At 68.1% G+C, this 18619-nt stretch carries 14 protein-coding genes; 7 read left to right on the forward strand and 7 right to left on the reverse strand.

Annotation, left to right across the window (positions count from 1 at the left end; genetic code table 11):
- Window positions 1-13: 13 nt before the first annotated feature.
- The 7 genes from RT513_RS16515 to RT513_RS16545 form a co-directional block, all read right to left on the reverse strand.
- On the reverse strand, window positions 14-982 hold the full coding sequence (locus RT513_RS16515) for an ABC transporter ATP-binding protein (RefSeq protein WP_088214510.1): 969 nt from the start codon (window positions 980-982) through the stop codon (window positions 14-16).
- The gene (locus RT513_RS16520) at window positions 979-2055 is read right to left on the reverse strand and encodes an ABC transporter ATP-binding protein (protein ID WP_290686304.1); all 1077 of its coding nucleotides are present in this window, start codon (window positions 2053-2055) and stop codon (window positions 979-981) included. The genes RT513_RS16515 and RT513_RS16520 overlap by 4 nt, the downstream gene beginning before the upstream one ends.
- A complete protein-coding gene (locus tag RT513_RS16525; RefSeq protein WP_290686307.1) occupies window positions 2052-3689 on the reverse strand; it encodes an amidohydrolase family protein in 1638 nt (545 codons plus the stop codon). Before RT513_RS16525 ends, RT513_RS16520 begins: the two co-directional genes overlap by 4 nt.
- A complete protein-coding gene (locus RT513_RS16530; RefSeq protein WP_290686310.1) occupies window positions 3686-4879 on the reverse strand; it encodes an amidohydrolase family protein in 1194 nt (397 codons plus the stop codon). Before RT513_RS16530 ends, RT513_RS16525 begins: the two co-directional genes overlap by 4 nt.
- 5 nt (window positions 4880-4884) lie before the next feature.
- Window positions 4885-5826, reverse strand: coding sequence for an ABC transporter permease (locus RT513_RS16535; protein WP_290686313.1), 942 nt, complete (start codon window positions 5824-5826; stop codon window positions 4885-4887).
- 48 nt (window positions 5827-5874) lie between these two features.
- The gene (locus RT513_RS16540; protein WP_290686316.1) at window positions 5875-6840 is read right to left on the reverse strand and encodes an ABC transporter permease; all 966 of its coding nucleotides are present in this window, start codon (window positions 6838-6840) and stop codon (window positions 5875-5877) included.
- Between the two features lie 79 nt (window positions 6841-6919).
- Window positions 6920-8479 (reverse strand): ABC transporter substrate-binding protein, encoded by a 1560-nt coding sequence (locus RT513_RS16545; protein ID WP_290686319.1) that lies wholly within the window; start codon window positions 8477-8479, stop codon window positions 6920-6922.
- A 162-nt stretch (window positions 8480-8641) separates the two neighbouring features.
- On the opposite strand from RT513_RS16545, the gene RT513_RS16550 reads away from it, so the two are divergent.
- The 7 genes from RT513_RS16550 (at window position 8642) to RT513_RS16580 (ending at window position 18482) form a co-directional block, all read left to right on the forward strand.
- On the forward strand, window positions 8642-9328 hold the full coding sequence (locus tag RT513_RS16550; protein WP_088214504.1) for a GntR family transcriptional regulator: 687 nt from the start codon (window positions 8642-8644) through the stop codon (window positions 9326-9328).
- 3 nt (window positions 9329-9331) lie between these two features.
- A complete protein-coding gene (locus tag RT513_RS16555; protein WP_313534156.1) occupies window positions 9332-10015 on the forward strand; it encodes a flavin reductase family protein in 684 nt (227 codons plus the stop codon).
- A 751-nt stretch (window positions 10016-10766) separates the two neighbouring features.
- On the forward strand, window positions 10767-12449 hold the full coding sequence (kdpA, locus tag RT513_RS16560) for a potassium-transporting ATPase subunit KdpA (protein ID WP_290686327.1): 1683 nt from the start codon (window positions 10767-10769) through the stop codon (window positions 12447-12449).
- A gap of 54 nt (window positions 12450-12503) precedes the next feature.
- Window positions 12504-14516, forward strand: coding sequence for a potassium-transporting ATPase subunit KdpB (gene kdpB / locus RT513_RS16565; protein WP_290686330.1), 2013 nt, complete (start codon window positions 12504-12506; stop codon window positions 14514-14516).
- Between the two features lie 14 nt (window positions 14517-14530).
- Window positions 14531-15109, forward strand: a complete 579-nt coding sequence (gene kdpC, locus RT513_RS16570; RefSeq protein WP_290686333.1) for a potassium-transporting ATPase subunit KdpC — start codon at window positions 14531-14533, stop codon at window positions 15107-15109.
- A gap of 8 nt (window positions 15110-15117) precedes the next feature.
- The gene (locus tag RT513_RS16575) at window positions 15118-17793 is read left to right on the forward strand and encodes a sensor histidine kinase KdpD (protein WP_290686336.1); all 2676 of its coding nucleotides are present in this window, start codon (window positions 15118-15120) and stop codon (window positions 17791-17793) included.
- Window positions 17790-18482: a response regulator gene (locus RT513_RS16580; protein ID WP_290686339.1), complete on the forward strand. Its 693-nt coding sequence runs from the start codon at window positions 17790-17792 to the stop codon at window positions 18480-18482. The genes RT513_RS16575 and RT513_RS16580 overlap by 4 nt, the downstream gene beginning before the upstream one ends.
- The last annotated feature ends 137 nt before the right edge of the window (window positions 18483-18619 follow it).

An 18619-nucleotide genomic window follows, 5' to 3' on the forward strand; every position in this document is an offset into this window, starting at 1 on the left:
GCCATCGCCGGGCTCAGCCTTCGCCCGGGAAGTGACAGGCCAGGCGGCCGCCGCCCGCACGGGGGCCGACAGGGGGAAGATCGGTGGCGCAGATGTCCCGTGCCGCGGCACAGCGGGGATGGAACGGACAGCCCTGCGGCGGATCGAGCGGCGAGGGCGGCTCCCCTCCCATCAGCGCGCGGTCCCGGTCGGGGTTGCGGACATCGGGGATCGTGCGGAGCAGCAGGCGCGTGTAGGGGTGCTGCGGGTCGCGGAACAGATCCTCCGTCGCGGCCTCCTCCACGATGCGGCCCAGATACATCACCGCGATCCGGTCGGCCATGTGCCGCACGACGGAGAGGTCGTGGCTGATGAACAGGTAAGTCAGGCCCAGCTCGTCCTGCAGGCGCCGCATGAGGTTCAGGATCTGGGCCTGAACGCTTACGTCGAGGGCGGAGGTGGGCTCGTCGCAGACGAGGAATTCCGGCTCCGAGGCAAGCGCGCGCGCGATGGAGATCCGCTGCCGCTGACCGCCCGAGAACTCATGCGGAAAGCGGCGCGCGTCGTCCGGCGAAAGACCCACGGTGCGGAGCAGGTCGGCCACGCGGGCCGCCGTCTCCGCCTCCGTCGCGCGCAGGCGGAATTCGCGGATCGGTTCGGCGATGATGTCGCCGACCCGCCAGCGGGGATTGAGGCTCGCATGCGGATCCTGAAAGATCATCTGCGCTTCCATGGGCCGTCCGTCCCGTGCAGGGGCAAAGACGATCGCGCCTTCGCTGGGCCGGTACAGGCCGGTGACGAGCCGGGCCACGGTGGACTTGCCGCAGCCGGACTCCCCCACGAGCGCGAGGCAGCGGCCCTTCGGCACGGTGAAGCTCACCTCCTGCACCGCGCGGAGCCAGCGGCGGGGCTTGCGCTCCAGAACGCGGTTCAGCCAGGGCGCGGAGACGTCGAACACGCGGGTGAGCTGGTCCACTTCCACGGCATTGTCGAGGCTTCTCATGCCACATCTCCCGTCATGAGCCAGCAGGCGGCGAGGCCTGGGCGTGTCTCTCCGCCGCTGCCATCCCTTGGGGGGCGTTCGGCCGGGATCGGGTTAGCCGGGTCGAAGCGGCGCGTTTCCGCCGGCTGCACCTGCGCCGCCCGTTCCGCCTGTATCAGCGGCGGGCGCTCCCTCCGGCAGCGCGGCCCGGCGTCGGGGCAGCGCGGGTTGAACGCGCAGCCCTGCGGGATGGCGTTCAGGCGCGGCATGGCGCCGTCGATCTGCTGAAGCCGTTCCACCCGCGCGCCGAGGGCCGGGATCGACCCCATCAGGCCACGGGTGTAGGGGTGGCGGGGCCGGGTCAGAACCTCCGCCACTGTGCCGATCTCCACCACGCGGCCCGCATACATGACCGCGACCCTGTCCGCCGTCTCCGCGATCACGCCCATGTCGTGGGTGACGAGCATGACGCCCGCGCCCTTTTCCTTGCAGAGCCTGCGCAGGAGCGCGGTGATCTGCGCCTGGATGGAGACGTCGAGCGCGGTCGTCGGCTCATCCGCGATCACGAGCCGCGGCTCCCCTGCCAGCGCCAGCGCGATGACGACCCGCTGCCGCATGCCGCCCGAGAACTGGTGCGGATAGTGATCCAGCCGTTCCTCGGCGCCGGGGATGCCCACCTGCTTCAGCAGCGCCACGGCGCGGGCACGGGCGCCCTTCCGGTCAAGGTCCGAATGCAGGCGGATCGTCTCCTCCAGCTGTCGTCCCACGCTGAAAAGCGGGTTCAGCGAGGTGAGCGGGTCCTGAAAGATCGCGCCCACGATGCGGCCGCGCACCTTGGCCATCTCCGCTTCCGACAGCCGGTCGGTGCGCTGGCCGTCGATGCGGATCTCGCCCGACGTGACACGGCCCGGCGGCTCCAGCAGGCCCAGAACCGCCATGCCCGTCATGGATTTGCCTGCCCCCGACTCACCCACCACGCCGAGGATTTCGCCCGGCTGGATGTCGAGCGTGACGTCGGACAGCGCGGTGAGCGTGCCCCGGCGGGTGGGGAACTCGACGGTAAGGCCGGTGACCTGCAGGGCGGCGGCTGTCATGGCTGCTCCGTGGGGATGTCGGGACGAAAGGATGTTCCGGGCCCCTGTGCCGGCGGGGCGGCCGGAGCGTCAGGGGAGGTTGCGGGGCGGCCCAGCTGCGGCGTGGCACTCCGCGGATCGGCAAGCGGGTAGCTGGGCGGGAAGATCTCTGCGACGGGCGGGTGCTGCCATGTCCGCTCGGGATATTGCGCGACGAGACGGTCGAACTGCTCCTGCGACTGCCTCCGGGCATGGGCGAGGTCCAGCCCGGCCACCTCTCCCCCGCGCATGGCGATGCGGCCATCCACGATCGTGGCACGGGTCACGCGCCCGGTGGCCCCGACGATCAGGGTCTGTACCGGGTCTATCCGCGGGGCGATCAGGGCATCCGCCATGTCGAACACGGCGATATCGGCCTTGGCCCCCGGCGCGAGACGACCGAGATCGGGGCGCCGCAGGGCATCCGCGCCCGCAAGCGTCGCGGCGTCGTAGAACTCGGCGGCGGAACCGGCGTCGCCCCGGCCCTCGGCCACGCGGTTGGCGATCAGGCCCACGGCCATGTTCAGCACCATGTCGGGCGGGGCGGTATCGGTGCCCATGCCGACCCGCACCCCCTGTGCCTTCAGCGCGGAGAAGGAGCGCAGGACGGAGCCGTGCCGCCCGGAGACCAGCGGGCAATGCGCGACCGTCACCCCGTTCGCGGCATAGCGCGCAAGGTCGTCCTCCGTCGCCACGGTGGCATGGGGCGCGATGAGACGCGGCGAGAGGAGACCGAGCCGCTCCAGCCAGGCGGGCGCCGTCATGCCATGCAGGCGGCGGACCGTTTCCAGCTCCATCGCGCCCTGCGCCATGTGCAGGCGGACAGGCATGTCCAGCGCCTCCGCCCGGGCGAAGGTCTCGCGCAGCAGAGGTTCGGTGCAGGTCTCCACCCGGTCGGGCGCGAACATGCCGGAAACGAGGCCGCCGTGGCTGCCGTGAACGCGCTCGGCGAAGGCGGCGGCCTCCGCCAGCCCGGCCAGCCCGCGCGCCTCATCGAACACCGGCTGCATCCGGCCCGCCGCGTCGAGGACGACGCCACCCGAGCGGTAGGCCGGCCCGAGCCAGACGCGAAGGCCGAGATCCCCCGCCGCCTCCGCCGCCGCCTCGAACTCCGCCACCGTCTCCCCCCATGCGCGGTAGAAGAGCGACGCGATGGGAAGCGCGGAGGTGATCCCGTTCAGCAGGAGCTGCGCGAAGGCATAGCGTTTCTGGAAGGCCAGTTCATCGGGAGAATACATCTCCCGCGCCCGCACGGCGTAATCCGAAGGCCAGACGCGGCCCTTGCGCCAGGCGGGCTGATTGTCCATGCCGAGGATCGTCGTGTCGAGATCGGAGAGCGCGTCCAGATCGACGAAACCGGGGCCGACCAGCGCCTCTCCCATGTCGTAGCGGCAGGAGACCTCGCCCGGGAACCGCTGACCGACCCAGAGAACACGGTCGTTCTCGATCACCACTTCCCCGTTCTCGACGAGCCGCCGCCCCTCGGGCAGGTCGGCCACGATCCAGCGGGCGGCGAGCGCCCATCGTCCCGGAGGGCGCGCACCTAGGGGCAGGGCGGACCAGCCCGCCTCTGCCGTCCGGGTGGCGTGGGGCGCGTGTTCCGGGGCCGCGATCACGGCGCAACCGTGAGACTGGCGCCGTTCCGGGCCACGACCCGCCCGGCGGTGACGACAAGCGCGCGCGGCGCATGGCTCACCACTGCATCGGCGAGGCTCTCGCCCTCCGCCAGCACCACATCCCCCCGCCCGCCGGGGACGAGCGCGTGATCCGCCCGGTCCATCGCCCGGGCGCCCCCGGTGGTGCAGACGTCCAGCGCCATGGCAACCTCATCGTCGCGGCGCAGGTTGTTCCTCATCCCGAGCAGCATCGCGCGTTCGAGCATGTCGCCGTTGCCATAGGGCCCCCAGGTGTCGCGGAACCCGTCCACGCCCGCGCCGAACCGCACGCCCGCCGCATGAAGCCGCTTCAGCGCGGGCACCTCGCGCGAGGGCGGCGCGGTGGTCAGGATCGGCACGTCCAGTTCGGCGCATTGGTCGATCAGCGCCTGGCTGGCGTTCCAGTCCGGCATGCCGAGACAGAAGGCGTGGCTGACGGCGACCTTGCCCCGCATGTCATGCGCCCGGATCCGCTCGAAGATCAGGTCCATGGAAAAGGCGCCCATCTCTCCGCCTTCGTGCAGGTGGATGTCGATGCCCTTGCCGTGTTTCTCGGCGATGGCGAAGATCGCATCCAGATGACCCTTCGGATCCCTGTCCATGCCGCAGGGGTCGAGCCCGCCGACCAGATCGGCGCCCGCCGACATCGCGGCGTCGATCAGCTCCACCGTGCCGGGCCGGCGCAGCAGGCCCGACTGCGGGAAGGCCACGATCTCGATCTCCACCTGCCCGGCGAGCGCGTGGCGCGTCTCCACCACGCCTTCCAGCGCGGCGAGGCCCTGATCGGTGTCGATATCGACATGGGTCCGCACCAGCGTCGTGCCGTAGCCCAGACATTGCAGCACGTGACGCATGGACTGGACATGCGGATCCAGCCCCAGTTCCCGCTTCACCCGGCGTTCGTTGTCGATCTTGTCGATGAGCCGGGGGCCGACGTCGTTGACATACCACGGATAGCCGATGAGGCCCTTGTCCACATGGGTGTGCGTATCGACAAGACCGGGAATGGCGATGCGACCGCCGGCCTGTTCCTCGGCCACGCCCTCCGCCTGAAGGTCGGGGCCGATGGCGGCGATGCGGCCATCGCGGATCAGGATGTCGGCCGGCGCGGCCCCCATGGGGCGCGCGTTACGGATGAGGAGAGAGGTCATGTCAGTCACCGCAGTTTCGGGTTGAGAGCATCGCGCAGCCAGTCGCCCAGAACATTGATGGAGACGACGAGCAGGCACAGTTGCAGGGCCGGGAAGAGCACGATCCACCACAGGCCGGAGAAGAGATACTGGTTGCCGATGCGGATCAGCGTGCCGAGAGACGGTTGCTCCGGCGGCATGCCGACGCCGAGGAAGGACAGCGTCGCCTCGATCAGGATGCCGAGGCCGAAGTTCAGCGTGGCGGCGACCAGAAGCGGTGTCGTGGTATTGGGCAGGATGTGGCGCAGCAGGATGCGCCGTGGCGGCACGCGGATCAGCCGCGCGGCCTGCACATATTCCTTGCCGCGCTCCACCATGGTCTGGGCGCGCACCGTGCGGGCATATTGCACCCAGGCGGAAAGGGAGATGGCGAGCACGATGACCCCGGAGGCGCCCGCCTCCCGCCAGCCGGGCGGCAGCATCTGACGTGCGACGGCGGAGACAAGGATGGCGATCAGCATCGTGGGCATGGAGAGAAGCACATCCCCCACCCGCATCAGCACCGTATCCGCCCATTTGCCGTAATATCCCGCGATCAGCCCGAGCGTTGCCCCGACCGCCAGCGAAACGGCGACGGAGGCCGCGCCGATCACGATGGAGGCACGGGAGCCGTAGAGGATGGCGGAGAGCATGTCCCGCCCCTGAAGGTCGGTGCCGAGGATATAGGGCCACTGGCCGCCCTCCTGCCAGATCGGCGGCAGTTCCGCGTTCCACAGCTCCAGCGCGGCAAGATCATAGGGGTTCTGGGGCGTGATCCACGGCGCGAGGAAGGCCGCCGCGATGAGCAGGAGGAGCAGGCCCGCCGCGATCACCGCGGAAGGGTGATGCCAGAAGCTCCACCACAGGTCGCTGTCGCGGAACTTCTGCAACCGGCTGCGGCGCTGTGGCGGGAGGGGGGTGTCCGTCATGGGCAGGCTCCGGGGGGTGCTGGCGGGACAGGGCGCGGGCAAGGGGGATCAGGCGTTGCGCAGGCGGGGATCGATCAGCGCATAGGCGATGTCCACCACCGTGTTCAGCGCGACGAAGATGAAGGAGACGATGCACAGATACGCCGCCATCACCGGAATATCGACGAAGGTCACCGCCTGCATGAACAGCATCCCCATGCCGGGCCACTGGAACACCGTCTCCGTCACCAGCGCGAAGGCGATGAGGTTGCCGATCTGCATGGCCGTCAGCGTGATGACAGGCATCAGGCAGTTCTTCAGCCCATGGCGGAACCACAGCGACCATTTGGGCACGCCGCGGGCGCGGGCGAACTTGATGAAGTCGGTGCGCAGAACCTCCAGCATCTCCGCACGGACGAGCCGCATGACCAGCGTGATCTGGAAAAGCGAAAGGGAGAGCGCGGGCAGCACCAGGGCCGCCCGGCCGGAGGGGGTCAGAAAGCCGGTGGACCACCAGCCGAGCTGCACGACATCCCCCCGCCCGTAACCCGGCAGCCAGCCGAGGGTGACGGAGAAGATCAGGATCAGCAGGATCCCCACGATGAAGGAGGGCAGCGACACCCCGATGATGGAAGTGAACTGCAACCCCTCCGCCCACCAGCGGCCCCGGCCGATCGCGGTGAAGACGCCGAGCGGGATGCCGATGACCAGCGACAGGATCGTGGCCATCAGCACAAGCTCGAACGTCGCCGGGAAGCGTTCGCCGATGAGGGAGATCACCTCCTGCTGGTTGCGCCAGGACATGCCGAACTCCCCCTGCGCCGCGTTCACGACGAAACGGGCGTATTGGGTGAGAACGTCATCCTCCAGCCCGAGCCGCTGGCGGAGTTCGTCCCGTTCGACCTGCGTGGCGCTTTCGTTGACCATCATCTCCACCGGATCGCCGAGGAAGCGGAAGATCATGAAGGCGCAGAAGGCGACCGCCAGCATCACGAGGATCGCATTGCCCAGACGCTTGACGAGAAAGACGAGCATGGCCGTGTCCTGCCGATGGTGTGAGGTGCAGAGGTGACCCTTGGATGGGTCACTGGCGGATGGTTGACTGGCGGATGGGTTACTTGCGGGTCAGCCAGAGGCGCGGCAGGTTGTCGGCAAAGAGCGGCAGCTCCGCCACATCCGCCCCGGTCGCCCAGGTAAGGGGCTGCTGGTGCAGCGGGATCATCAGCACGTTCTTCTTCGCGATCCCCAGCGCTTCCGCGCTCATCGCGAGGCGTTTCGGCTGATCCAGTTCAACGGCCGAGGCTTCGGTCACGCGGTCGAACTCCTTGTCCGACCATCCGCCCCAGTTGAAGATGCCGAACGAGCCTTCCTTCGTATGCAGAACCTGGCTTGTCATGCTGTATGCATCAAGCATGGGAAGCGTGGCCCAGCCGAGCGTATAGACATCGACCTTGCCCGCCGACCGCTTGGGCGTCTGCACGGCGCGCGGCCCTTGGTCGAGCTTCGGCTTCAAGCCGACGCGCGACCACATGGAGGCGATGGCCTGACAGACCTGCTCCTCGTTCACGAGGGTGTCGGCGCAGTTGAAGTCGAACTCGAACCCTTCGGCACCCGCTTCCTTCAGGAGGGCCTTGGCCCGGTCCGGGTCATAGGCGGCGGGCGTATCGAGCGCGGCGTCGTAGCCCGGGATCTGCGGGGCGACCAGCGCACCCGCGGTGCGGCTCTTGCCCCGCATCACGCGCTTCTGGATCAGGTCGAGGTCGATGGCGATCTGCATCGCCTCGCGCACGCGGACATCTTTCATCGGGTTCGGCGCACCGGAGAGCAGGGCATCCCGCTGGGAAAAGCCGATCATCACCGTGCGCAGGTCCGTGCCTTCCAGAAGCTTGACGGAGGGTGAGGCCTCCAGCCGGGGAATGTCCTGCACGGGCGCCTTGTCGGTGAAGTCGATATCCCCGGACAGCAGTGCCGCCACGCGCGTCGCGTCCGACGCGATGGGGGTGAATTCGATCCGGTCAAGGTTGTGTTCCACCTTGTCCCACCAGCCATCGTATTTCACGAAGACGGTCTTTGCGTCGGGCTGGCGGCTTTCCACCTTGAACGGGCCGGTGCCATTGGTGTGGTAGGTGGCGTAGCCTTCGGTGCCGGAGCCGACATCGGTGGGCGCTTCGGCATTGTTCTCCTTCAGCCAGCCCGCGTCGAAGATCGTGATGGTGGTCAGATCGTTCAGCAGGAGCGGGTAGTTTTCCGACACGTCGATCTCGATCGTATGATCGTCGATCACGCGGGAGGCCTTGTAGGAGGGGATGTTGCCGCGGAGCGGCGATTTCGGATCCGTGGCGCGGAGCAGCGAGGCCTGCACGTCTTCGGCCGTGAAATCCTGCCCGTCATGGAACTTCACGCCCTGCCGAAGGGTGAAGCGCCACGTGGTGGGAGAGACGATCTCCCATGAAGTGGCGAGCGCCGGTTCGATCTTCAGATCGCGGTTGTAGCGGACGAGCCCCTCATAGACGTGGTTCAGCACGCCGAGCGTGAAGCTGTCGCCATAGGAATAGGGGTCGAGCGAGCCGATGTCGCGGCTCGCAGCCCAGCGGAGCGTAGTCTCCGCCGCAGCCGGCAGGGCAAGGCCAGCAAGAACGGCGCTGGCGAGAAAGAGGCGGGTCAGCCTGGACATGTCGCAACGGACTCCCTGATTGAATCGAGCGATTCTACGCTTCTCATGTATGCGAAGATAATTTTATAAACTGCATACAATAGCAAGAAATTAATGTATCCATAATTGACATGACAATTCATGCGCCATACCGTGAGTATGCAAACAAATCCTGGATTCAAAATGTCGACCAGCCATAGCCGCAGCGATGCGATCTACGCCTCCCTGCGGCGGGCAATCCTGGAGCAGGCGCTGAAACCCGGCGTGAAACTGCCGGAAGACCAGATCGGCGAGACGTTCGGGGTGAGCCGGACCTCGGCCCGGAACGCGCTCATGCGGCTCGCGGCGGAGGGGATCGTGGACATGAAGCCCAATCGTGGCGCGTCCGTCGCCATGCCGACCTATGAGGAAGCGGAGGAGGTCTTTGCCCTCCGCCGCTGTCTGGAGCGGGAGGTGATCGACCGGCTCTGCACCCGCATGTCGAAGGATGCTATCGACGCGCTGACCAGCCATGTGCGGGAGGAGGCGCGGGCGGTCCGCGCCTCGTCTCCCCGCTCCATCCGGCTGTCGGGAGAGTTCCACATCCTTCTTGCCGAGCTGACAGGGTCCCGTCTGCTCATCGACTTCGTCAACACCGTCGTGTCCCGCTCATCGCTGATCCTTGCCCGCTTCGGGCGGCCCCATTCGGCGGAATGCGGGATCGAGGAACATGTCCGTCTGATCGACGCCCTGCGCGTGCAGGATCGGGAGACCGCCGTGCGGATCATGGACGCACATTTGCATGCAGTTGAGGATCGCGCCCGCGTCGATACCGATGAGGTCGCCGATATCGCGGCGATCCTGAGCCGCTATGCCGAAGCCCCGGAGTAGGAAATGGACTGTATGACTTCCGACACGTCGCCTGAGACATCTGCCGGTACGGATGCGTTCACGCGCTTTGACTTTGCCGCGCTTTCTCCGAAGGAGCGCTACAAGCTGCTGATCGGCACTTTGGTGCCGCGCCCCATCGCCTGGGTGACCACCGTCGATCTGGAAGGAAGGGTGAATGCCGCGCCCTTCAGCTTCTTCAACGTCCTCTCCGCCGATCCGGCCATCCTTGCCATCGGGGTGGAGAACCATGACGACCTGAGCCAGAAGGATACGGCCCGCAATATCCGGCTGACCGGGGAGTTCACGGTGAACATCGTGGATTTCGCCAACCTGGAGACGATGAACACCACCGCCGTCGCCTTTCCCACGGGCGAGGATGAGGTGGCCGCGGCGGGGCTGACGGTGCTTCCGGGCACGCATGTCAAAAGCCCGTTCATCGCGGAAGCCCCTGCCGCGCTGGAATGTCGGCGCCACATCACGCTGGAGATCGGGCCATCCCGCGCCATCGTGCTGGGAGAGGTCGTGGCGCTGCACATCCGCTCCTCCCTCGTGAACGAGCGGCTGCATGTCGATCCGGTGGGGCTGGATGCGCTTGGCCGGATGGGCGGGCATGGCTACTGCCGCTCGGGCGAGACATTCGACCTTGCCACCCCGTCGCTCGCGGCCTGGCGGGCGGGGCGGACGTAGCGGGCTTTCCCCGGAGAGGCGGCTGGAAACAGCTCCGAAGCATCATGCTCTGGAAATCGGCCCCGGAAGGAGCCGAGGGTGTGTCAAAACTCGCCACCATGACAGTGACGTAGAATAAAATTCCCCCGTCAGGCCAGAATATGGCCATCTGCGCGAGTAGATGCGGATACAAGTGCTACTGTAGGGAGCTGAAATCGCCGGCGCAGTGCCGGAACCGCATCTTGACAGAGCCTCAGCCGGAACGTGCCGGTTTCCGGCTGGATTTCGGCGGATTGTCTTCGCGCCAATGCCGATCTGGAAGTCTTTTCGGCAGCCTGCCAAGGCCGCCGAGGCGGCGGTTCGCTGCGGACCCCCGACACGGGACGGCGGGGGAGGGGACCGGTTCCCCCGATGCGGAACCGCGAGCGGCGACCGGACCCACGCCGTGGCGCGGGTGGAGCCCCCTGCACACGGAGCCGGTATCGCGTTTACGCCGTCTTTACGCGAAACCACCCATTCTCCCATAGCCGCTTGACGGGCTTCAGCCGCACATCTCTCGCAGGAAACCTGCGGGAGAACTGCTATGGCAGACCTGATTTACCTCACCCTCGGCATTGGCGCCCTCGCCTCATTTGCCGGTGCGGTGCGTCTCATCGACCGGTTGTGAGGCGCTGGATGTTCGACCTGATCCTTGGCCTCGCCGTTGCGGCGGGGATATTCTGCTTCCTGCTGCTCGCTCTCTTGCGACCGGGCCGGTTCTGAGGGGGCGGAGATGCACGATATCATCGGATACGTCCTGTTCTGCGCCGCGCTCACGCTGGGAGGGTGGCTCATGGCGATTGTCATGGCCCGCGTCTATGCAGGAGAGCGCACCTTCCTCTCCCCGCTGCTGGCCCCGGTGGAGCGTGGCTTCTACCGGCTCGCCGGAATCAGGGAGGAGACGCGGCAGGGCTGGCGCGGCTACGCCATGGCGGTGCTGGCCTTCAACCTGCTGGGGCTGCTCCTGCTCTATGCCATCCTGCGGCTGCAATTCTGGCTGCCGCTGAACCCCGGCGGGGTCGTCGGCATGTCGGCGGACCTTGCCTTCAATACGGCGGTGAGCTTCGTCACCAATACCAACTGGCAGGCCTATTCGGGCGAGGCCCAGCTTTCCAACTTCAGCCAGATGGCGGGGCTGACGGTGCAGAACTTCACCTCCGCCGCGACGGGCATGGCGGTGGGGGTGGCCGTGATCCGCGGCTTCACCGGGCCGAAGGGCGGAGCGCTCGGCAACTTCTGGACGGACATGACCCGCTCGGTGCTCTACATCCTGCTGCCGCTGTCGATCGTCGTGGCGCTGATCCTTGCCATGCAGGGCGTGCCGCAGACGCTGGAGACGGCCACGCATGTCACCACGCTGGAAGGCGCGGAGCAGGTGATCTCCCTTGGACCCGCGGCCTCGCAGATCGCGATCAAGCAGCTTGGCACCAATGGCGGCGGTTTCTTCGGGGTCAACTCCGCGCATCCGCTGGAAAACCCGACGATCCTGACCAACATGCTGGAATGCTGGGCGATCCTGCTGCTGCCGGTGGCCTTCTGCTTCCTGTTCGGCCGCATGGCAAAGGATCCGCGTCAGGGCTGGGCGATCTTTGCCGCCATGGGGGTGATGTTCCTCGTGGGCCTCGCCGTGATCTGGTGGGGCGAGACGGCGGGCAGCGCGCTGACGGGGGCGGGCAACCTGGAAGGCAAGGAGCTGCGCTTCGGCGCGGGGCTTTCGGCGCTCTGGGCAGAGGTGACGACGGCGGCCTCCAACGGCTCGGTCAACGCGATGCATGACAGTTTCATGCCGCTCTCCGGGCTTGTGCCGATCGTCAACATGGCCATCGGCGAGGTGATCTTCGGCGGTGTGGGCGCGGGTCTTTACGGGATGCTGCTCTACGTCGTGCTGGCGGTGTTTCTGGCGGGGCTGATGGTCGGGCGCACGCCCGAATACCTCGGCCGGAAGATCGAGGGGCGCGAGGTGACGCTGGCGATGCTGGCCTTCCTCTCCATGCCGCTGGGAATTCTGGTCGGCGGCGCGATCTCTGCCAGCGTTCCGGCGGCACTCGCCTCCGTGCAGGACGCGGGACCGCACGGGCTGTCGGAAATCCTCTATGCCTATTCCTCGGCGGTGGGCAACAACGGCTCGGCCTTCGCAGGCTGGGGGGCGGCGACCCAATGGCAGACGACGGCGCTCGGCCTGCTCATGCTCCTGGGGCGCTATGCGATCATCGTGCCGATGCTGGCCATCGCGGGGTCGCTGGCGGCAAAGCAACCCGCCCCCGTCACGGCGGGCACCTTTCCCACGCATGGACCGCTGTTCGTCACGCTTCTCGTGCTGACGGTGACCATCCTCGGCGCGCTGACCTTCTTCCCGGTGCTGGCGCTCGGCCCCATCGCGGAACAGACGGCGTTGATCGCCGGGCAGACGTTCTGAGCTTCGCGACCCCGGCGGGCCGGGGTCGTTTCTCTCCCAACAAGGACGACGGACATGTCCACGGCAACGGGCCGGAGCGGCCTTTACAGGGCGGCGCTGAGGGCTGCCATCCTGAAACTCGATCCCCGCGCCCTGATGGGCAATGCGGTGATCTTTACCACGGCGGTCACGGCGCTGCTGACCACCGTTCTGGCGCTGCGCGACCTCATCTCGGGCGCGGCGGGGGCGGGGGTGAGCCTTCAGATCGCCTTCTGGCTCTGGCTCTGCGTGCTGTTTGCCAACTTCGCCGAGGCGCTGGCCGAGGGCAGGGGCCGGGCGCGGGCCGATGCGCTGCGGGCCACCAAGGCGGAGACGATGGTGAAACTGCTGACGCGCGAAGATGACCCCGCGCCCCGCGAGGTGCCGTCCGCCAGCCTCCGCGCCGGTCAGCTGGTGCTCGTCCGCGCGGGCGACCTGATCCCCACCGATGCGGAGGTGGTGCGCGGTGTGGCCTCCGTCGATGAAAGCGCCATCACCGGAGAGAGCGCGCCGGTGATCCGCGAGTCCGGCGGCGACCGCTCCTCCGTCACCGGGGGCACGCGGATCGTGTCGGATGAGCTTGTGCTCCGCATCACGGCGGAGCCGGGCAAGAGCTTTCTCGACCGGATGATCGCGCTGGTGGAGGGGGCGGAGCGGCAGCGGACACCGAACGAGATCGCGTTGAACATCCTGCTCGCCGGGCTGACGCTGATCTTCCTGCTCGTCGTCGTCACGCTGGAGCCGTTCGCGCGCTATTCGGGCATCGTCATCCCGGTCATCACGCTGGCGGCGCTGTTCGTGACGCTTATCCCGACGACGATCGGCGGGCTGGTCTCCGCCATCGGTATTGCGGGCATGGACCGGCTGGTGCGTGCGAATGTCATCGCCAAGTCGGGCCGGGCGGTGGAGGCGGCGGGCGATGTGGACACGCTGCTGCTCGACAAGACCGGCACGATCACCTTCGGCAACCGGATGGCGGATTCGTTCATTCCGGCGCGGGGCGTGACGGAGGCGGAACTGGCGGAGGCGGCATTCCTCGCCTCCTCCGCCGACGACACACCGGAGGGCAAGTCGGTCGTCGATCTGGCGCGGAAGCGGGTGGCCGGGCTGGCACCGCAGGGGGGAGAGGCGGTCGCCTTTTCCGCGCAGACGCGGTTGTCGGGCGTCGATCTGCCGGGACGGACGCTCCGCAAAGGGGCGGTCGATGCGGTGGAACGGTTCTCGGGTATCGCGGCGGACCCGGCGTTGAGAGCGCGGGTGGAGGAGATCGCGCGAAGCGGCGGCACGCCGCTGCTGGTCGCGGACGGGGCGCGGATCCTCGGCGCGATTCACCTCAAGGACGTGATCAAGCCCGGCGTCAGGGAGCGGTTCGCCGAACTCCGCGCCATGGGTATCCGCACGGTGATGATCACCGGGGACAACCCGCTGACGGCCGCCGCCATCGCCGCGGAGGCGGGGGTGGACGACTTCCTCGCCGAAGCCACGCCGGAGATGAAGCTCGACTACATCCGCAAGGAGCAGGCGGGCGGGCGGCTCGTCGCCATGTGCGGCGACGGCTCCAACGATGCGCCCGCGCTGGCGCAGGCGGATGTGGGGGTCGCGATGAATTCCGGCACGCCCGCCGCCAAGGAGGCCGCGAACCTGATCGACCTCGACAGCGATCCGACCAAGCTCATCGAGGTGGTGATGGTGGGCAAGCAGCTGCTCATCAGCCGGGGGGCGCTGACGACCTTCTCCATCGCGAACGACGTGGCGAAGTATTTCGCCATCCTGCCCGCGATGTTCGTCGCGGCCTATCCGGGGCTGGCGGTGCTCAACGTCATGGTTCTGGCCAGCCCGAGGAGCGCCATCCTGTCAGCGGTGATATTCAACGCGCTGATCCTTGTGGCGCTGATTCCGCTCGCGCTGCGCGGCGTGAAGTATGTGCCTGCGAGCGCTGCGGCACTGCTCCGCCGCAACCTCGCGCTCTACGGGTTGGGCGGGCTTGTCGTGCCATTTGTCGGGATCAAGGCCATCGACATGGCCGTCGCCGCGCTTGGCCTTGCTTAACGGAGGATTGACAGATGTTTACCCTTGTTCGACCGGCCCTGGCCATGACTCTTGCCATGACGGCGCTCACCGGGATTGCCTATCCGCTGGCGGTGACGGGGCTCGGCGGTGTGCTCAACCCGTCGGGTGCGGCGGGCAGCGTGATCCTGCAGGATGGCCGGGCCGTCGGTTCGCCGCTCATCGCGCAGGCGTTCAGCGATCCGGGCTATCTTCAACCCCGGCCCTCCGCCGTGGATCATGCGACGATGCCGAGCGGCGCTTCCAACCTCGGACCGACCTCCGCCCTGCTGGCGGAGCAGGTCGCGGCCCGGCGGGCGGCGTGGGAGGCGGCGAACGGCTCCCCGGTGCCAGCCGATGCGCTGACCGCCTCCGCTTCGGGGCTGGATCCGCATGTCTCGCCGGAGAATGCCCGGGGTCAGGCGCGCCGCATCGCCGCGGCGCGGGGCATGTCGGAAGGCGAGGTGCTGCGCATCGTCGCCGCCCGGACGGAGGGACGCTGGCTCGGCCTTTATGGGGAGCGGCGGGTCAATGTCCTCCTGGTCAACCTCGACCTTGACGCGGTGGCCCGGATAGCGCCTGCTGCCGGCAGTTGAGGAGAGCGATGCCCGATACGCCGCGGCCCGAACCCGAAGCCCTGCTGACCGAGGCCCGACGCGAGGGGCGGGGCAGGCTCAAGATCTTCCTTGGCGCCGCGCCGGGAGTGGGCAAGACCTATGCCATGCTGGAGGCCGCGCGGAACCGCGCGGCCGAAGGCGTTCGTGTGCTGGTCGCCGTCGTTGAGACCCATGGGCGCGGGGAGACGGAGGCCATGCTGCGCGGGCTGGAGGTACTGCCCCGCCGCCCCGTCCTGCACGGCGGGCGCATCCTGCAGGAAATGGATGTCGATGCCCTGATCGAACGGCGCCCCGGGCTCGCGTTGATAGACGAGCTTGCCCATTCCAACCTGTCCGGCGGGCGGCATGAGAAACGCTGGCAGGATGTGCAGGACGTGCTGGCGGCGGGGATCGACGTCTATACCACCATGAACGTCCAGCATGTGGAGACGCTGAACGACACCGTCGCCCGCATCACCGGCATCCGGGTGCGGGAGACGGTGCCGGATCAGGTGCTTGCGCAAGCGGATGAGATCGAGCTGGTCGATCTGCCGCCTGACGAGCTGATCGAACGGCTGAGGGCGGGCAAGGTCTATGTGCCGGATCAGGCGGCGCGCGCCGTCGGCAATTTCTTTGCCAAGGGCAACCTTACCGCGCTGCGCGAGCTTGCCATGCGCACGGCTGCGGACCGGGTGGATGCGGAGCTTCGCCAGCACATGGCGGCCAACGCGATCACCGGGCCGTGGCCCGCGCAGGACCGTATTCTCGTCGTCCTGCCGGAAGGGGCGGACGGGCGGGACGCGATCCGCACCGCGAAACGCTCCGCCGACCGGGCGCGGGCGGAGTGGCTGGCGCTGGGGCTGATCAGCCTGCGGGAGGAGGCGCGCGCGCCCGGCCGGGAGGGGGCAGCGGCCCTGCGGCTGGCGGAGCGGCTGGGGGCGGACGTGTCGGTCCTTCAGGTGGACGGATCCGGCGCCGCGGAGGTGCTCGATTTTGCGGAGCGCAACAACGTCCGGCGCATCGTCCTGCCGCGTCCGGGAAAGCGGGCGGGGATGGGGCGTCTTTTCGCGCGGCCCGGGGAGGCGACGGTCTCGGCGCTGCTCCGTGCGGCAACGGGATTCGAGATAACGCTGGTCGCCGATGCGGAGGGGGCGCGGCCTGACCGCAGGAGGCTCCGCATGGATCCGCCCGAGGCGGCGCGCATGGGGGCTGTCGCGCTCCTTGGTGTGGGGGCGGCGACCGTCATCGCGCTCGGGGCGGATCGCTGGGTGCCGGTGCTGAGCCTCCCGCTCATCTACATGACGGCGGTGGTGGCGGTCGCGGCGCGGTTCGGGCGCTGGCCCGCCATCGTGACGGCGGCGCTGAGCTTCGGGGTCTATGACTTCTTCTTCACGCGGCCCTACTTCACCCTGCATATCTGGGATCGGGGTCAGTTTCTGACGCTCCTGCTGTTCCTCATCGCTTCGGTGTTGACGGGCAATCTTGCCGCCCGCCTTCGGGCGCGCGCCATTGCGCAGCGGGCTATCGCGGACCGGACGCGCAAGCTCTACGATTTCTCCCGCAAGGCCGCCTCCGCCGCCTCCTTCGATGATGTCGTCTGGGCGGCGGTCAGCCACGTGGCGCGGGTGCTGGAGGCGGAGACGATCCTGCTCCTGGCCGATGACACCGGAGGGCTGGCAGTGGCGGGCGCCTTTCCGCCGGAGGATCATCTGGGCGCGCGGGAGCTTTCCGCCGCGCGCTACGCCTTCGCTCATGGCGAGCCCGCGGGGCGGGGTTCGGCGACGCTGCCCGCCTCCCGCTGGCTTTTCCTGCCGCTTTCCACGCCGGAGCGGCGGCTTGGCGTCATGGGGATAGCCCCCGCAGGCGGGCGGGAAACCGGTCCGGGAGACCGGCGGCTTCTGGAGGCGCTGACCGATCAGGTTGTGCTCGCGCTCGAACGGATCCGCCTGTCGGACGATCTGGCGCAGTCGCGGCTCGCGAGCGAAACGGAGCGTCTGCGGTCGTCGCTGCTCTCATCCGTCAGCCATGATCTCAGAACGCCGCTCGTCTCGATTCTGGGAGCGGCGGAGGGCTTGGAGCGGCAGGGGCTGGCGGAGAACGATCGCGAGACGCTGGTGGACACCATCCGGGAGGAAGGTGAGCGGCTCGACCGTTACATCCAGAACCTGCTCGACATGACCCGGCTTGGCCATGGGGCGCTCCGGCCCCGGACGGCCGCCACCGATCTGCGCGAACTGGTGGGCAGCGCGCGCAACCGGCTCCGCGTTCCGCTTCGCGGCCACCCGGTTACCGTGCGTATTCCCGCCGATCTGGCGGCGGTGGAGGTGGACCCCATCCTGATCGAGCAGGTGCTGGTGAACATCCTCGACAATGCCCGCAAATATGCCGGGCAGGGTGCTGCCATCCGCATCGCTGCGTGGACGGAAGGGGCGCGGGCGATCCTCACGGTGGAGGACGATGGTCCGGGGTTGCCGCCCGGCGCGGCGGAGCGGGTGTTTGACATGTTCTGGCGCGCGGGCCAGGGCGATGGGGCACAGGCAGGCACCGGTCTCGGTCTGGCCATTGCCAAGGGCATCGTCGAGGCGCATGGCGGCACCATCCGCGCCGAGGCGGTGGAGCCGGATGGTCGCGGCACCCGGATCGTGATGCAACTGCCGCTGTGGAACCCGGAGGTCTCGCAATGACGGAAAACCGGCCCGCCCGTATCCTGATCGTGGAGGATGAGGCTCCGATCCGCCGCTTTCTCCGTGTGGCGCTGGAGGCGGAGGGCCATGTCGTCTCGGAGGCCGGGACGGCGCGCGAAGGGATCGCCAAGGCGGCCCTGGAGTCGCCCGCCGCGATGATCCTCGATCTCGGCCTGCCCGATGCGGATGGGGTGAGCGTGCTCCGCGCGGTGCGGGAATGGTCGGCATTGCCGGTGCTGGTCCTTTCCGTGCGCAGCGACGAGACGGGCAAGATCGCCGCGCTGGACGCGGGCGCGCAGGATTACGTGACGAAACCGTTTTCCACCGGCGAACTGCTTGCGCGGCTTCGCGGCCTTCTGCGCGACCGGGCGGGAGATGCCGCGCCCGCGATCCTGACGCTCGGCCCGCTGACGATCAACGCGGCGGAGCATCGCGCGTCGCTGGCGGAGGTGGACATCCGGCTCACCCGGCGCGAGTTCGATCTGCTGTGGCTGCTGGCCAGCCACGCCGGCAGGCTCGTGACGCAGGAGATGGCGCTCCGCGCGATCTGGGGGCCGGCGCATGCGGAGGACAGCCAGTATCTTCGGGTCTATATCCGCAACCTCCGCGCGAAGCTGGGCGATGACGCCGCCGACCCGCGCTGGATTTTCACAGAACCGGGCGTGGGCTACCGGTTGTCTGATCATTGAATCCGCTGCATTGCCGCATGTATTGTGCAGCGTGAGGGCCTGTTCCCTGTAGCAGGTAGCAAGCCGCTGATTTTCAAAGCCATGGTTAGCGTCCGCGCACGTGGTGTAATTTCAGCGCCTTCGACGGTGTAATCCCG

This window comes from Haematobacter sp. (genome assembly GCF_032102465.1).
In the GTDB taxonomy this organism is placed as follows: domain Bacteria; phylum Pseudomonadota; class Alphaproteobacteria; order Rhodobacterales; family Rhodobacteraceae; genus Haematobacter.